20 protein-coding genes are annotated in these 21,407 nt (G+C 40.6%); 9 read left to right on the plus strand and 11 right to left on the minus strand.

What is annotated here, in order from left to right; translation table 11 throughout:
• The first annotated feature begins 63 nt into the window (after positions 1–63).
• Genes nrdR through MKL51_RS18535 form a run of 4 tightly spaced genes read left to right on the plus strand, consistent with a single transcriptional unit; the run spans position 64 to position 3,615 of the window.
• Positions 64–522 (plus strand): transcriptional regulator NrdR, encoded by a 459-nt coding sequence (gene nrdR / locus MKL51_RS18520; protein WP_000543541.1) that lies wholly within the window; start codon positions 64–66, stop codon positions 520–522.
• A 15-nt stretch (positions 523–537) separates the two neighbouring features.
• The gene (gene ribD / locus MKL51_RS18525; protein ID WP_057089979.1) at positions 538–1,623 is read left to right on the plus strand and encodes a bifunctional diaminohydroxyphosphoribosylaminopyrimidine deaminase/5-amino-6-(5-phosphoribosylamino)uracil reductase RibD; all 1,086 of its coding nucleotides are present in this window, start codon (positions 538–540) and stop codon (positions 1,621–1,623) included.
• A complete protein-coding gene (locus MKL51_RS18530; RefSeq protein ID WP_002121221.1) occupies positions 1,620–2,912 on the plus strand; it encodes a DNA adenine methylase in 1,293 nt (430 codons plus the stop codon). The genes ribD and MKL51_RS18530 overlap by 4 nt, the downstream gene beginning before the upstream one ends.
• A 43-nt stretch (positions 2,913–2,955) precedes the next feature.
• Positions 2,956–3,615, plus strand: coding sequence for a riboflavin synthase (locus tag MKL51_RS18535; RefSeq protein WP_002121149.1), 660 nt, complete (start codon positions 2,956–2,958; stop codon positions 3,613–3,615).
• Between the two features lie 60 nt (positions 3,616–3,675).
• Here the strand turns inward: MKL51_RS18535 and MKL51_RS18540 are convergent, their stop codons facing one another.
• From MKL51_RS18540 to MKL51_RS18555, 4 genes are all read right to left on the minus strand, one after another.
• Positions 3,676–3,894 carry a hypothetical protein gene (locus MKL51_RS18540; RefSeq protein WP_005804040.1) on the minus strand — a complete coding sequence of 73 codons (219 nt, stop codon included), beginning with the start codon at positions 3,892–3,894 and terminating at the stop codon, positions 3,676–3,678.
• Between the two features lie 131 nt (positions 3,895–4,025).
• Complete coding sequence (blhA, locus tag MKL51_RS18545; RefSeq protein WP_081032096.1) at positions 4,026–4,664, minus strand: cell division protein BlhA; 639 nt, start codon at positions 4,662–4,664, stop codon at positions 4,026–4,028.
• A gap of 37 nt (positions 4,665–4,701) precedes the next feature.
• Positions 4,702–5,109 carry a DNA polymerase III subunit chi gene (locus tag MKL51_RS18550; protein ID WP_032006852.1) on the minus strand — a complete coding sequence of 136 codons (408 nt, stop codon included), beginning with the start codon at positions 5,107–5,109 and terminating at the stop codon, positions 4,702–4,704.
• Positions 5,102–6,550, minus strand: a complete 1,449-nt coding sequence (locus MKL51_RS18555; RefSeq protein WP_002121215.1) for a leucyl aminopeptidase — start codon at positions 6,548–6,550, stop codon at positions 5,102–5,104. Before MKL51_RS18555 ends, MKL51_RS18550 begins: the two co-directional genes overlap by 8 nt.
• Before the next feature lie 143 nt (positions 6,551–6,693).
• On the opposite strand from MKL51_RS18555, the gene lptF reads away from it, so the two are divergent.
• From lptF to MKL51_RS18575, 4 genes are all read left to right on the plus strand, one after another.
• Positions 6,694–7,794: an LPS export ABC transporter permease LptF gene (gene lptF, locus MKL51_RS18560; RefSeq protein ID WP_002121169.1), complete on the plus strand. Its 1,101-nt coding sequence runs from the start codon at positions 6,694–6,696 to the stop codon at positions 7,792–7,794.
• A complete protein-coding gene (gene lptG / locus MKL51_RS18565; protein WP_002121203.1) occupies positions 7,794–8,864 on the plus strand; it encodes an LPS export ABC transporter permease LptG in 1,071 nt (356 codons plus the stop codon). Before lptF ends, lptG begins: the two co-directional genes overlap by 1 nt.
• Before the next feature lie 126 nt (positions 8,865–8,990).
• Positions 8,991–10,538 (plus strand): 2,3-bisphosphoglycerate-independent phosphoglycerate mutase, encoded by a 1,548-nt coding sequence (gene gpmI / locus MKL51_RS18570; RefSeq protein ID WP_017400161.1) that lies wholly within the window; start codon positions 8,991–8,993, stop codon positions 10,536–10,538.
• 15 nt (positions 10,539–10,553) lie between these two features.
• The gene (locus MKL51_RS18575; RefSeq protein ID WP_032006850.1) at positions 10,554–11,738 is read left to right on the plus strand and encodes a S41 family peptidase; all 1,185 of its coding nucleotides are present in this window, start codon (positions 10,554–10,556) and stop codon (positions 11,736–11,738) included.
• 3 nt (positions 11,739–11,741) lie between these two features.
• Here the strand turns inward: MKL51_RS18575 and MKL51_RS18580 are convergent, their stop codons facing one another.
• The 3 genes from MKL51_RS18580 to gacA are packed head-to-tail and all read right to left on the minus strand — an operon-like array spanning position 11,742 to position 15,393.
• Positions 11,742–13,154: a sigma-54-dependent transcriptional regulator gene (locus MKL51_RS18580; protein ID WP_057089980.1), complete on the minus strand. Its 1,413-nt coding sequence runs from the start codon at positions 13,152–13,154 to the stop codon at positions 11,742–11,744.
• A 24-nt stretch (positions 13,155–13,178) separates the two neighbouring features.
• Positions 13,179–14,747, minus strand: a complete 1,569-nt coding sequence (locus tag MKL51_RS18585) for a sensor histidine kinase (RefSeq protein ID WP_032006848.1) — start codon at positions 14,745–14,747, stop codon at positions 13,179–13,181.
• 10 nt (positions 14,748–14,757) lie between these two features.
• Positions 14,758–15,393 (minus strand): response regulator transcription factor GacA, encoded by a 636-nt coding sequence (gene gacA / locus MKL51_RS18590; RefSeq protein WP_002121174.1) that lies wholly within the window; start codon positions 15,391–15,393, stop codon positions 14,758–14,760.
• A gap of 212 nt (positions 15,394–15,605) precedes the next feature.
• Here gacA and pbpG point away from each other — a divergent pair, with 212 nt between their 5' ends.
• A complete protein-coding gene (pbpG, locus tag MKL51_RS18595) occupies positions 15,606–16,652 on the plus strand; it encodes a D-alanyl-D-alanine endopeptidase PBP7/8 (protein WP_005804058.1) in 1,047 nt (348 codons plus the stop codon).
• Positions 16,653–16,757: 105 nt separating this feature from the next.
• Here pbpG and thrC read toward each other — a convergent pair whose 3' ends face one another.
• The 4 genes from thrC to xerD form a co-directional block, all read right to left on the minus strand.
• Complete coding sequence (thrC, locus tag MKL51_RS18600; RefSeq protein WP_002048893.1) at positions 16,758–17,897, minus strand: threonine synthase; 1,140 nt, start codon at positions 17,895–17,897, stop codon at positions 16,758–16,760.
• Positions 17,898–17,951: 54 nt separating this feature from the next.
• Entirely contained in the window at positions 17,952–19,253 is a 1,302-nt protein-coding gene (locus MKL51_RS18605; protein WP_002121263.1) for a homoserine dehydrogenase, read from the minus strand.
• A 243-nt stretch (positions 19,254–19,496) separates the two neighbouring features.
• Complete coding sequence (locus MKL51_RS18610) at positions 19,497–20,312, minus strand: DsbC family protein (protein ID WP_032006847.1); 816 nt, start codon at positions 20,310–20,312, stop codon at positions 19,497–19,499.
• A gap of 146 nt (positions 20,313–20,458) precedes the next feature.
• Positions 20,459–21,379 (minus strand): site-specific tyrosine recombinase XerD, encoded by a 921-nt coding sequence (gene xerD / locus MKL51_RS18615; RefSeq protein ID WP_032006845.1) that lies wholly within the window; start codon positions 21,377–21,379, stop codon positions 20,459–20,461.
• Between the last annotated feature and the right edge of the window lie 28 nt (positions 21,380–21,407).

Genomic DNA, 21,407 nt, shown 5'->3' on the forward strand with positions numbered 1-21,407 from the left:
TGGTTCTGTAAGTGTAGAAATTTTGCTACACTAGGTCAAAGTAATCGACCCTATAAATCCGCTATGCATTGTCCATTTTGCAACGCCGCAGATAGTAAAGTCATCGATTCACGTTTAGCCGCCGAAGGCTGTCAGATTCGTCGACGTCGTGAGTGTGTAAGTTGCGGTGAACGTTTTACCACTTTTGAAAGCTATGAAGTGGTAATGCCCCGTGTGATCAAATCGAATGGAAAAAATGAACCTTTCGATGAGGCCAAATTACGTCGTTCGTTAATGCATGCTTTGCAAAAACGTCCGGTCACACAAGAGCAGATCGAAACAGTTTTAAGTGATATCCAGTTGCAGATTCGCCGTTTAGGTGAGCGTGATGTGAAATCCAGAACGATTGGTGAGATTGTCATGCAATCTTTATTTGCACTTGACCACGTTGCCTATGTTCGTTTTGCTTCGGTTTATCAAGACTTTCAGGATGTTGAAGCGTTTCGCCGCCAAATTGAGCAAATGCAACAACGTGAGCACTAATCATTTGAGATTTTTATGTCTGAGTTAAAACAAGATCAATACTGGATGCAGCAAGCCATTGAACTTGCCAAACGAGGACTATATTCGACCAAGCCTAATCCAAATGTTGGTTGTGTGATTGTCAAAGATGATCAGTTAATTGGCCAAGGTTTTCATCCTAAAGCGGGTCAGCCACACGCAGAGGTTTTTGCCTTACGCGAAGCGGGTGAACATGCACAAGGTGCAACAGCTTACGTTACGCTTGAACCATGTGCACATTATGGCAGAACCCCTCCTTGTGCCGAAGCATTGGTAATAGCCCAAGTTAAAAAAGTAGTGGTTGCTTGTCCTGATCCAAATCCATTGGTGGCGGGTAAGGGTGTTCAGATTTTGGAAAATGCCGGAATTGAAGTAGAAGTTGGCATTTGTGAAGATTTAGCATCAAAACTTAATCAAGGTTTTTTAAAGGCAATGTCTACAGGCATGCCTTATGTACGTTTAAAGGTAGCCTCAAGTTTAGATGGACGTACTGCAATGGCATCAGGTGAGTCGAAGTGGATTACCGGTTCGGCTGCACGCCAAGATGTACAACATTGGCGTGCCATTTCTGGAGCAGTGATTACAGGTATTGAAACTGTGATTGCAGATGATTGTCAGCTTAACGTGCGTTCACTCAATAATTTTGATATCGAGACAGTTGCTCAGCCAAAACGTGTCGTTTTAGATCGCCAAGGACGTTTACCACTTAACGCTAAGATCTTAGAAAATCCTGAAACTGTGATGGTAATGGGGCCGTATCGTCAAGAACTTGCTGATTTAGGCGTGATACAATTAGAAATTCAGCCTTTAAAAATGCTGTTACAGACCCTATCTAAGCAACATCAAATTTATGATGTGTTGGTTGAAGCTGGCGCAACATTGTCTACTGCCTTTTTGCAAGAAGGTTTGGTGGACGAATTGATCAGTTATATTGCCTCGACCTTATTGGGGAAAAGTGCAAGGGCCATGTTCAATGCAGAATTTGAATATATGGCAGAGCAACTTCGTTTTACACTTCTTGATGTGACACAAATTGATCAAGATATACGCTTAAGGTTAATCCCTACGCAAGAGAAAGTATGAATTCAGAGCCTTCGGTTTATCACAAACGTCGTCATGCAGCCCGTACGACAGACGAATATCTTTTCCATCAGCTTGTGCCGTACTTGGGTAACAAGCGCCGATTGCTCCATCTAATTTTAGAAGCCCTTGAAATTACAGGGACACTGAATAGCAAGAAAAAGAATCCACCGATTTTTGCCGATTTCTTTGCCGGCAGTGGCGTTGTATCTCGTTTAGCACGTCAAAATGGTTACCGAGTCATTGCAAACGACTGGGAACCTTATAGTCATGCTTTAAATCATGCGATTTTAGCCTGTGTAGATGCACCTGCTTTTAAAGAATTAGGTGGCTATCAAAAGGCAATCGATTATTTAAATCGCTTACCTGAAGTTAAAGGTTGGGTAACGCATAACCTTTGCCCACGTAACGATGATGTATACGATCCAACCCGTGACCGTTTATTCTTTAAACGCCGTAACGGTATGCGTATCGATGCAATTCGTCAGCAGATTGCAACATGGCAGGCACAAGGTGCAATTAATGATGTAGAGATGAGTGCTTTGCTTGCGCCATTGCTCTATTCAGCTAGTTTTGTCAGTAACACGAGTGGTGTATTTAAAAGCTTCCACCAAGGGTGGGGCGGACGTACTCAAACTGCGTTAGAACGAATTGAATCATTACTTTGGTTAACACCGAGCCGTTTTTGTGAGATTGGTGATCGCAAACGTCCGGCTGCTGAAATGTGGTGTGTAGATTCACAACATCTAGCAAATCAAATGAGTGGTTTTGAGGTTGATGTTGCCTATCTCGATCCACCATATAACCAGCACGCATATAGTAGTAATTACCATGTTTTAAATGCATTAACTTTATGGGATCAGGTGGATTTACCTTCACCGGATACCAAAGGTTATAAGAGTGGTATTGATAGAGCATGGCGTAAAGAACGCCCAAGTCCATATAACTCTTCTAAACATGCAAAAGATGCGTATGAGAAATTACTTTCAACGATCAATGCACGCTATATTCTGACCAGCTATTCAACTGATGGTAATATCGAGCCGAAAGATTTACTTATGGCCAATCTGGAACGAGGCAAAGTGACCTTGTTAACACAAGATGTTCCGCGTTATCGAGTGAGTAAACAACGACAGTCTGAACGTGCACGGGTGCTTGAGTTTATTGTGATTACTGATACTCATGCTAAGTCAGGACCACCATTACGTCAGTTATTAGGCCAGCTTTACCACTTCGCCGAGCTAGGTGGTGTAGATACCTCAGGCAATAGTACACAGCTCGCACTTTGGTAAGCGCTGCAATTTAAGCAGTGTAAAAAGATTTGGAGATTGAGCCATGTTTACAGGCATCATTGAAAGTTTAGGTAAAGTTGAAAGCCTGCAAAGTGTAGGTGGTGATGTACGTCTACGTATTCAGACAGATCTGGATATGTCTGATGTACATTTGGGTGATTCGATTGCAACCAATGGTATTTGTCTTACAGTGATTGAATGGGGCGATAACTGGTACGCGGCAGATGTTTCTCGTGAAAGTTTAAATCGAACAACATTGGGTAACTGGAAAGTTGGGCAACGTGTCAATGTTGAAAAGGCAATGTTACCGACAACGCGCTTTGGCGGGCACATTGTAAGTGGTCACGTTGATGGCGTAGGTGAAATTACCGTAGTGCGTGAAGATGCTCGTTCAATCTATTATGAAGTTACAGCACCGACAGAACTTGCTAAATATTTGGCGGAAAAAGGTTCTGTAACCGTTGACGGAATTAGCTTAACGATTAACCACTTACGTGGAAATATTTTAAGCTTGAATTTGATTCCGCATACCGCAGAACGTACCAATATTGGAACATGGCAAGTAGGCAGTAAGGTCAACCTTGAAGTCGACGTGTTGGCGCGTTATATCGAACGTTTATTGCTAGGTGATAAAGCAGCTGAACAAAAAACTGAGTCAAATATTAGTATGGCTTTTTTAGCTGAAAATGGTTTTTTAAAATAAAAGCCAGATCATCAAAATAAAAAAACCGGACATATGTTCCGGTTTTTTTATTTTTAAAAATTAATGCTTGGTGAGTGTAACCGAATGTGTGCCAACCCATGGTTTAGTATGCTGAGTGCTTGTAATTGAAAACTCACCTTTTTCCGACGCTCGTGTCAGCAAGATTGAAAGCGAATTAAAGTCGTTATGACTCATATAAAGTTCTTGTGCTGAAAATGTCCATTGCTCACCCTGATTAAGCTGCTCAAGTTGCTTTGAAATCTGATGCGGAATGTCCATTTCTTACCCTCATTAATTATCTTAAATCACTACTTTCTATTCTCATAATCAATTGATCTACAAGAATAATATTTATGTCTATTTTGTGACATATAGGTGTCAATTTTATGACAGAATAAGTTTTTAAAACTTTACTTTTCTATTTTTTCATCAGAAAACTTAGAATTCTTTAAAATGTATTCAATTTCTTCTTGAGCTGCCGCATGTAGTTTGGCTCGGAAAGCCGTTACAGACTCTTCAATTAAGTTCTCAGCTTCAAGTTCTAAACGAATGCGTAAACTTTCAAGCTCAGATAAGATTTGATCATCGGTAATACTAAGTTTTACGCCAGCAGAATAATTGACTGCTGGTGTTTCTGGATTTTTCTGATAACGTGCAGTTTGTTCTGCAACTTCTTGTTCTAAATGGCTACGTAATGCCTGTAATGTTTCAGTCTGTTCATTAAACTTTCGAATTTCGTCTGCTTGCAATGCCGCAGCATAAGCAGCTTCTGATGCACGTTTGTCAGCAAGCGCTTTTTCTAAAGCGAGTTGACGACGGATACGTGCTTGCTCAATAAGCTCTGCTTTAAGGTCCGCGTAAGCTTGTTCAATTTTTTGCTGTGATTCTAACTGCGCTTTTTCGTCATTTAAAACCCAAAGCTGAATAGGGGTTTGAGGTTCTAATAAGTCACAAATACGTGCCAGATCCTGTTGATAGGCATGACGGACAGCTTCAGGCGCATTTAACCATCTTTTTTTAAAATCTTGCCCGACATTTAATGCCACCATGCTTCTCCTTTGTTCAACAGTTTTACATTTTAGCGCGTTATAATTTAAAGGTTCGCGGCTCTATACCCAAACGGCGATACATTTTAAATTTTTCTCGACCAATTTGCTTGGCTGTTTCATTATTTTCAACAATTTCTATAATGTGGCTAAAATGATCAACTTGTTCAAGTGCATGATTGTTAAAATTAAATACTAACAGGCCTTGTTCAAGCGGTTGTTTAGCCGAAATACATACAGCAGCCTCAGCTTGATCAACTCCATGTGCAATGAAACTGACAGGGTCGAAATCCCATAATCTTTCATCAAGAGTTTGTTGTAGCTGCACATCTGGGCAATACCACCAGATTTTAGGATGCTTCTGTAAAATCTTTCGACATAAACGGCAAGCACTATCGACTTGCCGTTCTTCACTAGTTTCAAACAGATAAAAACTAACTTTAGCCATTCGTATTTACACGATTCGCTAAAAATTGCATGAGTAATGGCACTGGACGACCTGTTGCACCTTTAGCTGGACCAGATAACCACGCTGTTCCTGCTACATCTAAATGAGCCCAACGATACTCACGTGTAAAGCGCTCAAGGAAACAAGCTGCCGTAATTGCACCGCCGTATGGACCGCCGATGTTCGCAATGTCAGCAAATGGTGAATCAAGTAATTCTTGATAATCCTCAATGACTGGCATACGCCATACACGGTCAAATGATTGCTCACCCGCTTGTTGAAGTTCAGCTGCTAAAGCATCATCTGGTGAGAACAAACCACTCAGTACTTTACCTAAAGCGACTACACATGCACCTGTTAATGTTGCGATATCAACCACGACTGCTGGATTGAAGCGTTTGATATAGGTCAATGTGTCGCACAGTACCAAACGACCTTCCGCATCCGTGTTTAAAATTTCAACAGTTTGACCGCTCATGGTTGTCACAATATCACCTGGGCGAGTTGCTTTACCTGAAGGCATGTTTTCTGCAGCTGCAATTGCTCCAACGACATGAATAGGGAGTTTCGCTTCACATAGCGCACGAATGGTACCTAGTACAGAGGCTGCACCGCACATATCGAACTTCATTTCATCCATGCCTAGGCCTGGTTTTAAAGAAATACCGCCTGTATCAAAAGTAACGCCTTTACCTACAAGTACAACAGGCGCTTGGTCAATTCCAGCTTGGTATTCGAGTGTTACGATACGACCCGGACGTTCAGATCCTTTGCTGACTGCAAGAAAAGCATACATGCCTAAATCAGCCATTTGCTGTTCATTTAAGACAGTCACTTTGAGTAAATCAGGGAATTCTGCGGCTAAAGCTAATGCTTGTTCTGCCAAATATTCAGGGAAGCAAATGTTACCCGGACGATTTCCAAGGTCACGTGCATACGACTGACCAGACTGTACGGCATGCACTAAAGCCAGTTGTTTTTCATCAAGGCTCGTAGTTGAACTAATTAAATCAACCTGTTGTAACACAAATTCATTTTTTTTCGATTTAAACTCATCATAACCATAAGCTGCTTGAGTTAAGCTTAAAGCGAATAAATAATGGTATTCGACAGGTAACGCAGCAATATCAATTGCGATATGCTTAAATTTATTTTGTGTCGATTTGATAATGGTTTGGGCAAGTTTAGCGAGCTTAACCGCCTGAAGTTCGGCTGTTTTTCCTAAGCCAAGTAATTGGCTATGAGGTTGATTTGAAACCTGACCGAATAAAGGCAGAGTTTCATTGAAGTTGCCTTTGAATTGGGTGGCAGTAAGAACGCTTTCTAGGTTATTGATTTGATATGTGTTGATGTTGCTTTGTAGCTGTTCTGAATCAACTAAAACCCACAAAGATTCATTAGATGTCTGTTCGGGAAAAGTTGTATAAGTTGTAAATTTCATGGCTGCCGTGATTGCCTATAGAAAGTTATGATGGATTAAAACATTGAAACACTTTCAAGCATAGCGTTGCAATGTGCGGTTTTATATTTTTAACATTCGGGTAAACTAGCACACGTCCCGATTAGCCTTTTGGAAGTATTACTTTGATTATTCGGCGTTATCTCGTCAAGCAAGTTGTCTCTACCTCATTGGTGGTCATTTCTTTACTGACCCTAATCATGATGGGTGGTCGTCTGATCAAATACTTTGGTGTGGCGGCGCAGGGGCGTTTAGATGCCAGTATCTTGTTTAGCATCATTGGATATCGTTTACCTGAATTTCTAACACTCATTTTACCATTGGGTTTTTTCATTGGTTTAATGTTGGTGTTTGGTCGTTTATATGTTGACCATGAAATGGCTGTATTGAATGGTAGTGGTGTAAGCCGTCATCAATTAGCACGATTACTCATTCCAATGACGCTGGTTTATATGGTGTTTCAGTCGGTACTTATGCTGTGGATGACGCCGTGGGGACTACGTGAGTTTGAAAAACTGACAACCACACAAGCCGTAAGGACAGGTTTCGATTTGGTTCGACCAAGAGAGTTTATTTCTTCTGGGCCATATACGATCTATGCGGGGTCATTGTCAGAAGACCGAAAGAATTTGAAGGATATTTTCTTTTATCAGCGCGCTGCTAAAGAAGATAAGCCAGATGTTATGATTTTGGCAAAAGAAGCGACTCGTGTAGAAGTTGCAAATGACACCGCCAATGTCGTTGATCTGGTACAAGGTCGTCGCTATGAAATATTCCCGGGACAACCAAAATATACACAAGCAGAGTTCCAGTCTTATCGTCTACGTTTAGAAAATGACAAAGATGTTAAGTTTGAGAGTGGCGATGTAGAAGCGCTATCAACAACAAAACTCTTTTCAAAAACAAATGATCCAGTTATTAGAAGTGAGTTGGGATGGCGTTTATTTGGGCCATTCACCATTGTTATTGCGTTAATGCTATCAGTGGCATTGTCTGAGGTGAGCCCACGACAAGGCCGTTATTACCGTCTTATTCCGGCGATTTTTATTTTTTCCAGTCTGATCGTATTAATGATTGCAATCAAGACTCGTATTAGTAAAGAAGAACTCGATATTTGGGCTTATCCTGCCGTGTTAGTTGTGTATGGTGTTGCTGCCGCCTTATTCTCACGTAAGCAGAAGTTGGGGCCAAAAATCAAGAAACAGATCAAGCGAGTGAAATTATAATGTTAGCACGTCGAATAGTCGCCAAATATGTGACGAAAACCACTGCGCTTGCGATGTTTGGCACCACAGTTGTTTTGTCCATTCTTCAGGTCTTATTTACATATCTTGGCGAGTTGGGTGAGCTCAAACCAGACTATAACGCATGGCAAGCTCTCGTCTATGTTTTGTGGGGAGCTCCTCGCTATCTCTATGAAATTTTACCTATCTCTGCCTTGATTGGTGCTGTGATTGGACTGGGCTCATTGGCAACGAGTAGTGAACTCATTGTTATGCGTTCAGTCGGTGTTAGCTTATGGCGTATTGTTGGTTGGGTTATGCGCTCAGCTTTACTGCTTATTATTTTGTCGTTTGCTTTAAGTGAATGGGTTATTCCTTATACCAATGAAAAAGCACAAAGTGTTAAAAGCCATCGTTCAGTAGCTGCTTTAGGTGAAGTTAAAGGCTATTGGTCACGTGAAGGGCAGCGATTTATCTATATCGACTACGCTAACTCTCAAGGCAATTTAAGAGACATTCAAGTGGTTGACTTTGACCAGAACTATTACTTGCAATCATTAATTAATGCTCAGCAAGGACAGTTTATTAAAAATGGTCAATGGGCTTTGAAAAAAGCTGAACAAATGGACATTTTGGCGGCAGGAAATGCCATCAAAACTGACCATGAAGAACAATCGCTTGCTTTAGCATTACAGCCTAAATATGTGCACATGGTGACTTTAGATCCTGAAGATTTATCACCAAGCCAACTGATTAGCTTTATGCGTTATATGGATGAATATAGTCAGGTACCAAAGACGTATCAATTGGCTTTCTGGCAAAAAGTTGCTTCGCCATTTTCACTCATTGCATTAGTTCTCGTGGCGTGTTCTTTTATTTTTGGACCATTACGCCAACAATCGATGGGTTTCCGTTTGGTGATCGCATTGTTCATTGGTTTAAGTTTCTATTATTTGCAAGATTTCTTGGGCTATGCGAGCTTGGTTTATTCCCCATCTCCAGCATGGTTTGTACTCGTGCCTATCTTGCTAATGTTTGGCGCTGGAAGTTATTTGCTTTACCGCGCTCGCTAGTAATAATTGATATTTATGGTTTTCATCAATCGCGGATATTGGTGAAAGCCATAGGAATAAATAGAGTCTTGACCGAAAATTCGGTAAGATATTGTGACGAAATTGTAGACAAAAGAGAAATTGATTATGACGGATGCAACTGCTGGCAAGATCCCTCACGTTCTGGTCATTATGGATGGTGTTGGACACCGTGAAGCGATTGAAGATAATGCTTTTCTTGCAGCAAAAACACCAAATTTGGCGGCAATGAAAGCCAAGCATCCAAATAGTCTAATTTCTGGTTCAGGTGAAGATGTTGGATTGCCTGATGGACAAATGGGGAACTCTGAAGTCGGCCATATGAATCTTGGCGCTGGCCGTGTGCTATATCAAGACTTTACCCGTATTACTAAAGATATCCGTACTGGTGACTTTTTCAAACACGAAGTGTTGATCGACGCTGTTGAAAAAGCCAAAGCTGCTGGCGGTGCTGTCCATATTATGGGGCTACTTTCAGAAGGTGGCGTTCATTCACATGAAGATCATATTGTGGCGATGTGTGAGCTTGCATTAAAACGGGGTGCAAAAGTTTATTTACACGCTTTCCTTGATGGTCGTGATACACCTCCACGCAGTGCTCAACCATCTTTAGAAAAATTAGATGCATTATTTGCTCAATATCCGGGCCAAGGCCGTATCGCAACTATGATTGGTCGCTACTTTGCAATGGACCGTGACAACCGTTGGGATCGCGTTGAGCAAGCTTATCGCTTGTTAACTGAAGGCGAGGCACTTCGTACTGCGCAAACAGCAGTTGAAGGGTTGGAGTTAGCTTATGCAGCCAATGAAAATGATGAGTTTGTAAAAGCGACTCGTATTGGTGATATCGCTAAAGTTCAAGATGGTGATAGCGTTGTATTTATGAATTTCCGTGCTGACCGAGCTCGTGAAATTACTCGCGCATTTGTAGAGAAAGACTTTGCTGGTTTTGAACGTAAAGTTGTACCGAATCTTTCTAAGTTTGTGATGTTAACGCGTTATCAGGCAAGCATTGATGCACCAGTTGCATACATGCCAGAAGCCCTCAAAAACTCATTGGGTGAGTATTTATCTTCTTTAGGTAAAACCCAGTTACGTATTGCTGAAACTGAAAAGTATGCGCATGTAACATTCTTCTTTAGTGGTGGCCGTGAAGATGAATATCCGGGTGAAAAGCGTATTTTAATTCCATCTCCAAACGTTGCGACATATGACCTTAAGCCAGAAATGAGTGCTTATGAAGTCACTGATGAGTTGGTTAAAGCAATTAATTCAGGTGAATACGACTTATTGGTTGTGAACTACGCAAATGGTGATATGGTTGGTCATACGGGTGTGTTTGATGCTGCGGTTAAAGCAGTTGAAGCGGTTGATACTTGTTTAGGTCGCGTCTATGAAGCAGTTATGGCAAAAAAAGGCCATATGCTCATTACTGCTGACCATGGTAACGTTGAACAAATGCAAGACTACGAAAGTGGGCAAGTGCATACTCAACATACAACCGAGCTTGTACCGTTTATCTATGTTGGCCCAACACAAGCAACAATTGCAGAAGGTGGTGTGCTTGCAGATGTAGCACCGACAATTCTCAATTTAATGCAGATTCCTGTTCCTGCCGAAATGCAAGGGCGTAATCTGATTACACTATCTGCATAAGTTAAAGGTGATTGGATGCTGCAACACATTAAATATAAAAAACTTATTGTAAGTATGTTGCTGTGTTGCAGCCAATTTGCTTTTGCAGCGCCAGTTGTAAAAGAAAAATTGTCACCTTTGCATTCTGATTCGGAAGAACCAGAACATAGCTATGCAGAGGTGCCGATTGAGTCTATTCAACAGTTTGTGCAAATCTATGGAATTGTTCGAGATAACTATGTCGATGTGAAGTCTGACGATGCGTTGTTTCAACAAGCTATAAAAGGGTTGGTGAGTGGGCTAGATCGTTATTCACGTTATTTATCGGCAGAAGAATATCGCCAACTGATTCAATATACTGAAGGTGACCTTGCGTCAGTTGATTTCGGATTAAGCACTGAAGCACATACCCATAAGTGGATGATTCGTGATCTTAAAACGGGTTCAGACTCCTATAAATTAGGTTTGAGAAATGGTCAGACGATTCTAAAGATTGATAATCAAGATTTAAAAAATTTAAACCAAGATCAGGTACTCGGGCTACTTTACGGTTCTATCGGAAGTACACTTCAAGTACAAGCGGAAGAGCTAAACGGAAACATTAACTTAGTCCGTAATAAAAAAATAGAAACCGATATAGAACCTGTAATGCTGCATAATCAGGTGCTTGTACTCAAAATTAGAGTGTTCCAACAAGACACTGCTAATGAAATTAAAAGATTAATTGAAGAAAATAGTTCCCCACGTTTAAAGGCTGTTTTAATCGATTTGCGAAACAATCCGGGTGGATTGTTATCGGCAGCGGTAGAGTCAGCAGATTTGTTTTTAAATAACGGAATTATTGTTTCAACCAAAAGCCGTTCGGAAGGTAACCAGCAGTTTCAGGCACTGCCTGGTAATGAATTCCAGAATATAAAATTAGGTATATTAATTAATCACCGTTCTGCTTCTGCGGCAGAAGTTTTTACTGCGGCCATGAAAGAACACCAGCGTGCTTGGGTTATGGGTGAAAAAAGCTATGGGAAAGGCGTAGTGCAAAAGCTATTTCCTTTGCCAAGTGGTGCGGCTCTACAGATGACGGTCTCACATTACTACACGCCAAATGGCAATATGATTGAAGGGCAGGGTATTCAACCTAATCAGGCTTATCCATTGCCAGCAGAAATGAAAGAAGACGTATATTTAGACCGCGTTGCAGATTTACTCCTAAAGAGGAAGTAACTTTTATACTTCCTCTCCCATTTCGGTATCTAAACCAAATTTTTTAAGTCGATAGCGCAAAGAACGAAATGTCATTCCTAGCTTTTTAGCTGCCAAAGTTCGATTCCAATGCGTCATGTTTAGTGCATTTAGTAAAATGTCTTTTTCGATATTTTCTAAGTAGCGTTCTAAACCTTCTATTGGAAATTTTGGATGAGTTTGAGCAGTTAGCGTTTGATTTACCTGTTTAGTTGCGATTTGCGGACTAACACTATTGCATCTAACAGGAGGTGCCAAGTGTTTCAAATCAATATATTCATCATCACTTAAAGTAATAGCTCGTTCAATCATATTTCTTAATTCACGAACATTACCTGGAAAATCTTGCTGCAATAAGTAAGTTTCAGCGCTCGCTGTTAATTGTTTGCTTGAAATTCCCCATTCCGTACAAACCTTTTGAATAAAATGATTGGCTAAGAGCAAAATATCTCCACCACGTTCACGCAGTGGTGGCAACATGATATCCATAACATGGATACGGAAGAATAAGTCCTGACGGAATTTACCTTGTTGGACTAACAAATCTAAATCTTGGTGGCTGGCGCTAATCACCCGAAAATCTACATCAATTTCCTGATCTGAACCTACAGGGCGAATCTTTTTCTCTTGTACTGCCCGAAGCAATTTAACCTGCATACTTAAAGGCAATTCGGCAATTTCATCTAAAAATAAACTGCCGCCGTGTGCCGATAAAATAAGACCTTGTTTGTCTTGGGTTGCTCCAGTAAAACTGCCTTTTTTATGCCCGAAAAGTTCACTTTCCATGAGCTCAGTTGGGATTGCTCCGCAGTTAATTGCAATAAATGGCCCTTCACTGCGGTTACTTAAGCGGTGCATAAGATTAGCAACAACTTCTTTACCAGTACCAGACTCACCAGTAACAAACACAGGTGCTTGGGAGCGGGCTATTTTTTTAATAGCTGTCCGTAAGTTTTGTATAGGTGGTGAGCGCCCAATTAATAAGTCATTCTCTAGAGTTGTTTCACCGAACTCATGTTCTGGTTTTGGCTGGTTAAGCGCTTTTTTTAATAGCTGATCTAAATGAATTTGATTAATAGGTTTACTGACAAAATCAAAAGCTCCAGCTTTTAATGCTGCAATTGCAATATCCATATTGCCGTATGCGGTTAAAACAGCAATGGGTGTGTGAGGGTAAGTTTGAGAAACATGTTGGACCAATTCTAAACCACTACCGTCAGGTAGATTTAAATCGGTCAAGCATGCATCGTAATGAAACTGAGTAAAGAGTTGTTTGGCCTGTTCAACCCGATAAGCAAGATGTGTCTTAATCCCCATTCGTGCAAGAGTCATTTGCATTAACAGGCACAAATCTTCTTCATCGTCTACAAGCAAAACGAGTGGTTGCTGTTCTGCCATTTCCCCAAAAACCTAATAAAAAAATCAATATATTATTGAGCATTCTATTCTGAAGCATGCTCCTTGTTTTTGCTCTACATAAGTGAGCTTTGCATGGTTTGCCTCACAAAAACTATGAGACAAATATAATCCTAAACCAGTTCCATTAATTTCGGTACTAAAAAATGGTTTAAATAATTGAGATATATCACGTTTTGAAACACCTTCACCGTAATCGATCACATCAATATAAATTTTATTTGTTTGTGAATGGATATTGATCAGAACATAGGGTGAATCGGGTGCATTGTGGCGTAGAGCATTTCTAACAAGGTTAATTAGGACTTGTCTGAGCTGCTTTTCATCAAACAATAGCTTTAAGGATAAATCAGAAATTTTAAGCTGGATCGCATGTTTAACATCAGATAAATCCTCATCTAATAACGTTTTTATGAAGCCGTTTAATTCAATCTGGATTGGATACGTTCTTTCACTGCGGGCAAGTCCTAACGTGTCTTGAACAATACTATCAATGCGTTTCGTTTGCTTGCCAATCATATTGCGCAAAGTGTTTTGCTGTTCTGAATCACTGTCTTTGAGTAATTCATTCGCTTGAACAATGGCTGCAAGAGGGTTACGGATCTCATGTGCAATACTTGCTGATAGTTGGCCTAAAGCGGCAAGTTTGAGTTGTTGAGCTTGCTGATTAATCTGCTGTGCATCTTGTAAAATGAGTAGCGTCAATGCTTGCTGTGGCACCAAAAGGTGTTGCACTTTAATATTAATAGAATAAGCTGACAGTCGAGATTCAAAAATAAATCGATCACCTTCTTTTAAATGATCAAACTTAAGAATTTCAAATAAGTCAGCATGCCATTTTGCTAAGGGGTATTTTTCACTGGCAAATTGAGGTGGAATTCCTAAAAGAGAGCAGGCAGCTGGATTACTTAAAACAATGTTGTAGTTTTCATCTAGAACTAAATAGCCTTCTTCAATTTGTTCCAAGATATAGCGGTTAATATTTTGTAGTTGATAGAGTTCTATTGATTGGTGGAAAGTTAGTGCTTCAAGTAATTTAAAGCGCTGGACCGCAATTTGTCCGATTCCGTGTACTACAAAAAATAAAAAGGCTAATAAGGCACTATTACTAATCGTATTTAAATTATTGTAGTCAAATAAACTGCCAACGAAGCGTTGGTAAATAACCGCAATGACTGCAAGTAATGTAATGAGCAACGACATTCTTGCGCTAAGTAAAATTGCCGAAGTAAATATGGCAATCACATAGAGCAAGCTGAGTTGAAGATTTGGTTCACCTACAGAAAATGTAAGTAAACTCAGACAGATAATATCAACTACAAAAAATAAAATGAGCTGCCTTGTTGCCTGAGTGGCAATAAACTTAAAGCATAAAAGTTGAAGAAGGCTTAAGAGCGAATAGCCGAGTAGTGTATAAGAATATAAAGCGGGTTGTTGTAGACTATTGTCGATTTGAGCATCGGTTAAAACCAAAATAATATTCAGACTAACCGCAATAATAAGGCGATATAAACCATACCACGTGCCCAAACGAAATATCGTATTGGACAAGGATGAGTTTAAGGGGAATTGCATATAAGTCTGATTAAGGTTTGATCAGACCGTAGCGAATCGCGAGATGAGTCAGTTTAACATCACTATCAATGGCTAGCTTTTCAAAAATACGGTAGCGGTAAGTATTCACTGTTTTGACACTTACAAAAAGTTTGTCTGCAATTTCTTGAGCGCTAATACAATTTACAACCATCATTGCAACTTGCATTTCTCGTTCAGATAGTGAGTCAAAAGGCGATTGTTGTGTATCGGATAAATATGAACTCGCTAATTGCTCGGCAATATCGGCGCTGAAGTATTTGCCACCTTGCATCACTTTATTAATTGCGCGAACCATTTCTGTAATTGGAGCACCTTTAGTAATGTAACCTTTAGCTCCTGCTTTAAGCAACAGAGATGGGTAAGGTTCTTCTGCTAAGCCACTGACTGCAATCACTTTTGTATCTGGTGCGGTTTGTAGTAAACGGCGGGTTGTTTCTACGCCACCGATGCCAGGCATGTTGACATCAAGTAGAACAACTTGAGGATGTTTCTGACGAACAATAGCAATTGCTTCTTCACCCGATTCGGCTTGTCCAATGACCTCTACATCGGCATGATCTTCTAACATACGGCAGATACCTGTACGTACAAGTTCATGGTCATCCACAACTAAAACTGTAATCAAGAAGACCTCCTTTCTTTCAAAAAACAAGTTTTTTGTTACATAAAGCAAAATTAGCTTGCAATGGAATGACAAAATTAGCAATCCTATTCTTATATAGTGAGCGAATAGTTGTGCACAATTGTGTCGGTAAAAGCGTTATACCTTATCCCTCAAATGTAAGGCATAATTATAGTAAGCGCAAATGTGTATCACCCTGAGTCGAGTATTGTGCCGTGAAAAATTCTAAAAAGTCTTTAATGCATGTGCTAAGCATGTCTATTTTGCTTAGTTTGAGTTCAACAAGCTTTGCAGAACTCGTCAATAACCCGTCCTCAGGGAATAGTGGTACTGCAAGCTTAAATTGGTCAGCAGCGGATGCTAGTCAACTTTTAAATGATGAAGATGATGAACCAACTCCGCAAGGTTCAACATCGGTAACCACAACTTTGCGTGGCAGTAATGCGCCAAAAGTTATTAGCTCTACACCTAGAGTTGCTCCAATCCGTGATACGTCTGGTTACAATGCCCAGCCGAGTGTAAGTGCTCGAGCTGCACTTGTGATGGACGCGCAAACTGGTGAAGTGCTCTACAGTAAAAATACCAACGCTTCTGTACCAATTGCATCTATTACAAAAGTGATGACAGCGGTTGTAACGGCGGATGCCCGTTTAAACATGTCTGAAGAAATTACACTCGAGCAAATTGACTTTGCTGGTGCTGGTGGGAAAAATTCTAGCTCTACCTTACGTGTTGGCGACAAGATGAACCGTGCAGAAGTTCTTTTGTTTGCTTTAATGAAATCTGAGAACCCTGCAGCGGCTGCCTTAGCACGTACTTATCCAGGTGGTCGCCCTGCATTCGTAGCTGCAATGAATGCTAAAGCTCGTGCTTTGGGTATGAATTCGACTCATTACTATGAATCAACTGGTCTAGATCCACGTAATGTATCTTCTGCGCGTGACTTAGGTATTTTAGTAAGTACCGCATCTCAATATGGTTTGATTCGTCAATTCTCAACTACACCGACTTATGACTTTAATTTGGGTTATCGCGTGTTGAAATCTAACAACACAAATGCTCTAGTTCGTAACGGTGGTTGGAATATTAACTTGTCTAAAACTGGATATATTAATGAAGCAGGTCGCTGTGTTGTAATGCACACGACTGTAAACTCACGTCCAGCAGTCATTGTATTACTGGGTGAACCAAGTACACAGGCACGTAATAATGATGCAACTAACTTATTGGGTTGGTTAAGTAATTTACCAAAACGTATTTAATTTCAATATTCTAAAAAACGCTTCTATCAAGAAGCGTTTTTTTATGGCTATAAAAAAGACATAAAAAACGGCTGTGTTAAACAGCCGTTTTTGAAAAATCAGATCTTACATATTAGATAAAATCGAATCTTTTACTTGGTCCATTGTTGCATCAATTGACAACATAACTGCATCAGCACATTGTTTGATTGCAGTGTCAGGATCTTTCAAGCCATTACCAGTTACTGTACATACAATTACAGAACCTTCAGCAATTTTACCCGCTTTAATATCACGAATCGCACCGCCGATAGAAGCAGCAGACGCTGGCTCAACAAATACACCTTCATACATAGAAAGTAAGCGTTGAGCTTCTAAAATTTCGCTGTCTTGAAGTTCATCAAACCAGCCTTTAGAGTCACGTACTACAGCTTTTGCATGGTTCCAGCTCTGTGGATTACCAATACGGATTGCAGTTGCAACAGTTTCAGGGCTTTCAACTGGAGCGCCACGTAAGAATGGAGCTGCGCCAGAAGCTTGGTAACCTACCATAGTTGGTAAACCTTCTGGTTTTGGACCAGTGAATTGATCAGTAGCAGCATCATAAATCACTTGTTCAAACTGATCAGCAGGCTGGTTTGCTACAGCTTCTGTATAGCCCATCCAGTGAGCTGTGATGTTACCTGCGTTACCTACAGGTAAGCAGTGGTAATCAGGTGCACGGCCTAAAGCTTCAACGATTTCATAAGCAATAGTCTTTTGACCTTGCAAACGGTAAGGGTTGATTGAGTTTACAATCGTTACAGGCGCTTGATCAGCGACTTCTTTTACAAGACGCATACCATCATCAAAGTTACCACGAATTTGCATAGTAATCGCACCATACATCATCGCTTGTGCCATTTTACCCATCGCAATTTTGCCTTCTGGAATCAAAACAAATGCTTTGATACCTGCACGTGCAGCATAGGCAGCAGCAGCAGCAGAAGTGTTACCAGTAGATGCACAGATAATCGCTTTAGAGCCTTCTTCAACCGCTTTGGTTACAGCCATGGTCATACCACGGTCTTTAAATGAACCAGTTGGGTTTAAACCCTCGTATTTCACATAAATTTCAACATCTTTGCCAATAATACGTGGAATATTCTCAAGTTTAATGAGTGGGGTGTTGCCTTCACCCAAAGAGATAGCACGAGTAGTTGCCGAAACTGGCAAACGGTCACGATAACGATCTACAAGACCAGTATAACGATTGGCATTAGACATGATGGTGTTCCAATTAGAGATGAAGCGGGAGAGGGAATCTTTCCCTCAACCTGATTAACTATCGAGCGATTCTAAACGAATTCTTACGATTTCGCCACGAATTGCAGGTAATGCTTGAATTTGTGCAAGAGCATCATCCATTTTTGATTCAACGATTGGATCGGTCAGAATCACGATTGGAATAAGGTCTTTTAAACGAGATTGTTGCATGATCGCATCAATACTAATTCCAGCGCGACTTAAGATGGTAGTTACATCTGCAAGTACGCCAGTTTGGTCTTCTGCATTTAAGCGAATGTAATAACCTGTGGTCATTTCTTCACGGCTTAAAATTGGCACATTGGTTAATGCTTCAAAAGCCAACTGAGGAATTGTGCCTGCGCCGTCTTCGGTATAAGAGATGTCACGGACAATATCAATAACATCAGCAACAACCGCAGAAGCTGTAGGACCTGCGCCTGCACCCGCGCCGTAATAGAGTGTTGGACCTACGGCATTTGCCTGAACTAATACAGCGTTTTTAACGCCGTTTACATTCGCAATCAGCTGTTCATCTGGAATGAGTGTTGGATGAACACGTAACTCAATACCTTTTTCAGCACGACGTGCAATACCGAGATGTTTAATGCGGAAACCAAGATCTTCTGCATATTTCACATCTTGTGCAGTGATTTTGCTGATACCTTCGGTATAAACCTTATCAAATTGAAGAGGAATACCAAAAGCACAAGACGCTAAAATGGTAAGTTTATGCGCAGCATCAATCCCCTCAACGTCAAAAGTTGGGTCTGCTTCTGCATAACCGAGTTCTTGAGCTTCTTTTAATACATCATCAAATGCACGACCTTTCTCACGCATTTCAGTCAGAATAAAGTTACCTGTACCATTAATAATACCTGCCAACCATTCGATATGGTTTGCAGCAAGACCTTCACGGATCACTTTAATAATTGGAATACCGCCAGCAACTGCTGCTTCATAAGCAATTTGCACAGCATTGTCTTCTGCTGCTTTAAATAATTCATTGCCATGTTCAGCGAGTAACGCTTTGTTTGCAGTCACGACTTGTTTGCCGTGTTTGATCGCTTCCATGATAACTTCGTAAGCAGGGTGGATCCCACCCATAACTTCTACAACGACATCAACGTCTGGTTGACGAACGATGTCAAGTAAATCGGCGCTTTGTTTAATCCCTTCCAATTCAAGATCTGGACGAGGGCGGCGTGTTCCAACGTGGGTAATTTGAATTTCTCGACCGGTGCGACGTTTAATTTCAGCGGCATTTTCTTGTAGTAGTTTAAGGGCTCCTCCACCTACGGTTCCTAGACCGAGTATTGCCAGGCGAACTGGTTTCACGTCACACTCCATTCATCATTTAATCATTTAGTTGAAGCTAGATCATAGCTAAAAAAAACGCCAGACTCTAGCGCTTTTAGTGCTTGTTCAATGAATTAGAGTGCGATGTTTGGAAAAGAAGAGTAGATCAGTCTTTAAACAGAGGTTGTTTAAATATTAATTATTGAAAAAACAAAGCGCTGCAATCAGAGCAGCGCTTTTTAAAAGAGATAGATGATTAATCATTCACCAGCTTAAAGGATGTTATTTATCCAGACGTTTAATTAATTCATCCGGTGTTAGGTATCCACCTAAGTACTCGCCATCAACATTGTAAATAGCTGGTGTTCCATTTACACCCATGTTTAAGCCAAGCTGATATTGTTCACGCACAGGGTTTTTACATTGAGCAGGTGGGATATTAATACCTTGTACTGCTTGATTAAACGCAGCTTTACGGTCTGCACTACACCATACAGCCTCCATAGTCGGCATAAACTGTTCACCGCGTGGCCAAGCGATATAACGTACCTCAATACCTTTTTCATTAATTTCAGGTAAATGCTCATGTAATTTATGGCAATAAGGACAGCTTGCATCGGTAAACACATAAATCACATGTTTAGCCTTACCACCTTTAGCTGGGTAGACAATCAAATCTTCATTTTTTAAAGCAGCAAGATGCTTCTTGTTTTCTGAAGCTTGAAGATTATCGCCAATATTATGCAGTTCTTTACCGCCTAAACGAATGACATCACCTTGAATCAGGTATTTGCCATCACTGGTTGTATAAATCGACGTCATTCCTTCGAGATTTACCCAATATAAGTTAGGCACTTCAGTAGGCTTGATATCTAGAATTTTGGCGTTGATGTTTGCATTCTTAAATTGTTTTTGCAAAGTTTCAATTAAACGCTGTTTCTCATTGCGTTCAATGATGGTTGAAGCTTCCCCAGTAGCAGGTGCGGTCGCAGTGAGCGCATCTTCTTTTTGTGGTTTGTTTTCTTTAGAACAAGCACTGAATAACAGGCTAGAGGCCAACGCACAGGCAAGAAAAAGTTGAGATCGGGTAAAAGACATAGATAACCCTTATTTCATCAGTATTTATAGTCAGAAGCTGCTAAGCATAACAAAAAATCTAGTGTGTATTGTTAAAACTTTCTTAACCTTTGTGAACGAAATCAATTGATTGTTGGGTGTATTTAAAATAATAAGTTTTAAATTTTTTAACCTCTAGGATGATGTTTTTCATGCAATTGTTGCATTCTCACTTGTGCTACATGTGTGTAAATTTGAGTAGTTGATAAGTCACTATGACCCAATAACATTTGTACTACGCGTAAATCGGCGCCGTGATTGAGAAGGTGGGTTGCAAAGGCGTGACGTAAGGTGTGAGGTGAGAGTTCAGCTTGAATATTGGCTTGTAAGGCGTAACGCTTAATGGCATACCAGAAGTTCTGACGGCTCATAATTCCGCCGTGTTGAGTTAAAAAGAGATAGTCAGTAGAGCTTTTATAGAGTTGAGGCCGAGCATCCTGCAAGTAGCGTTCCACCCATTCACAAGCAAATTGCCCTAGCGGGACCAAACGCTCTTTATTACCTTTACCAGTAATTCTTAAATAGCCTTGTTTTAAGTTAATAAGTTCTAGGCGTAAGTTCAGCAGTTCTGAAACACGTAAACCACATGCGTAAAGAACTTCAAACATTGCCCGATCACGTAATCCCAGTGCCGTATCAATATCAGGAGCCTGAATCAGTGCTTCGACATCTTCCTCTGATAAATCTTTGGGTAAGGCTCTGCCAATTTTTGGAGAATGATGGGTTGCTACAGGATTATCGCTTCGTAATTTCTGTTCACGTAAAAATTTGTAAAACTGGCGTAGGGCAGATAAGCAGCGGGCAATCGAGCGCGGGCTTTTTCCAACTTTAGTCAACTCAATCAAAACATCAGCGATATCATCACTTGTCCACTCTGGAAGAGCTGATTTTTTATGAAGTTCGCTGCATTGAATAAGGTCGGATAAATAAGCATTACGTGTATGTGGACTTACCGTCTGAGCAACGAGATAGTCACGAAAACCTTGTAAAAAGCTCAAATGTTCAGGAATTTGAACAGGGCTTGGAATACGCGGTTTTTTATTCAACATACACTACATCCTCTAAACCTCTGTACTT

Origin of the sequence: Acinetobacter sp. AOR18_HL, assembly GCF_027855145.1 — a bacterium.
In the GTDB taxonomy this organism is placed as follows: domain Bacteria; phylum Pseudomonadota; class Gammaproteobacteria; order Pseudomonadales; family Moraxellaceae; genus Acinetobacter; species Acinetobacter pittii.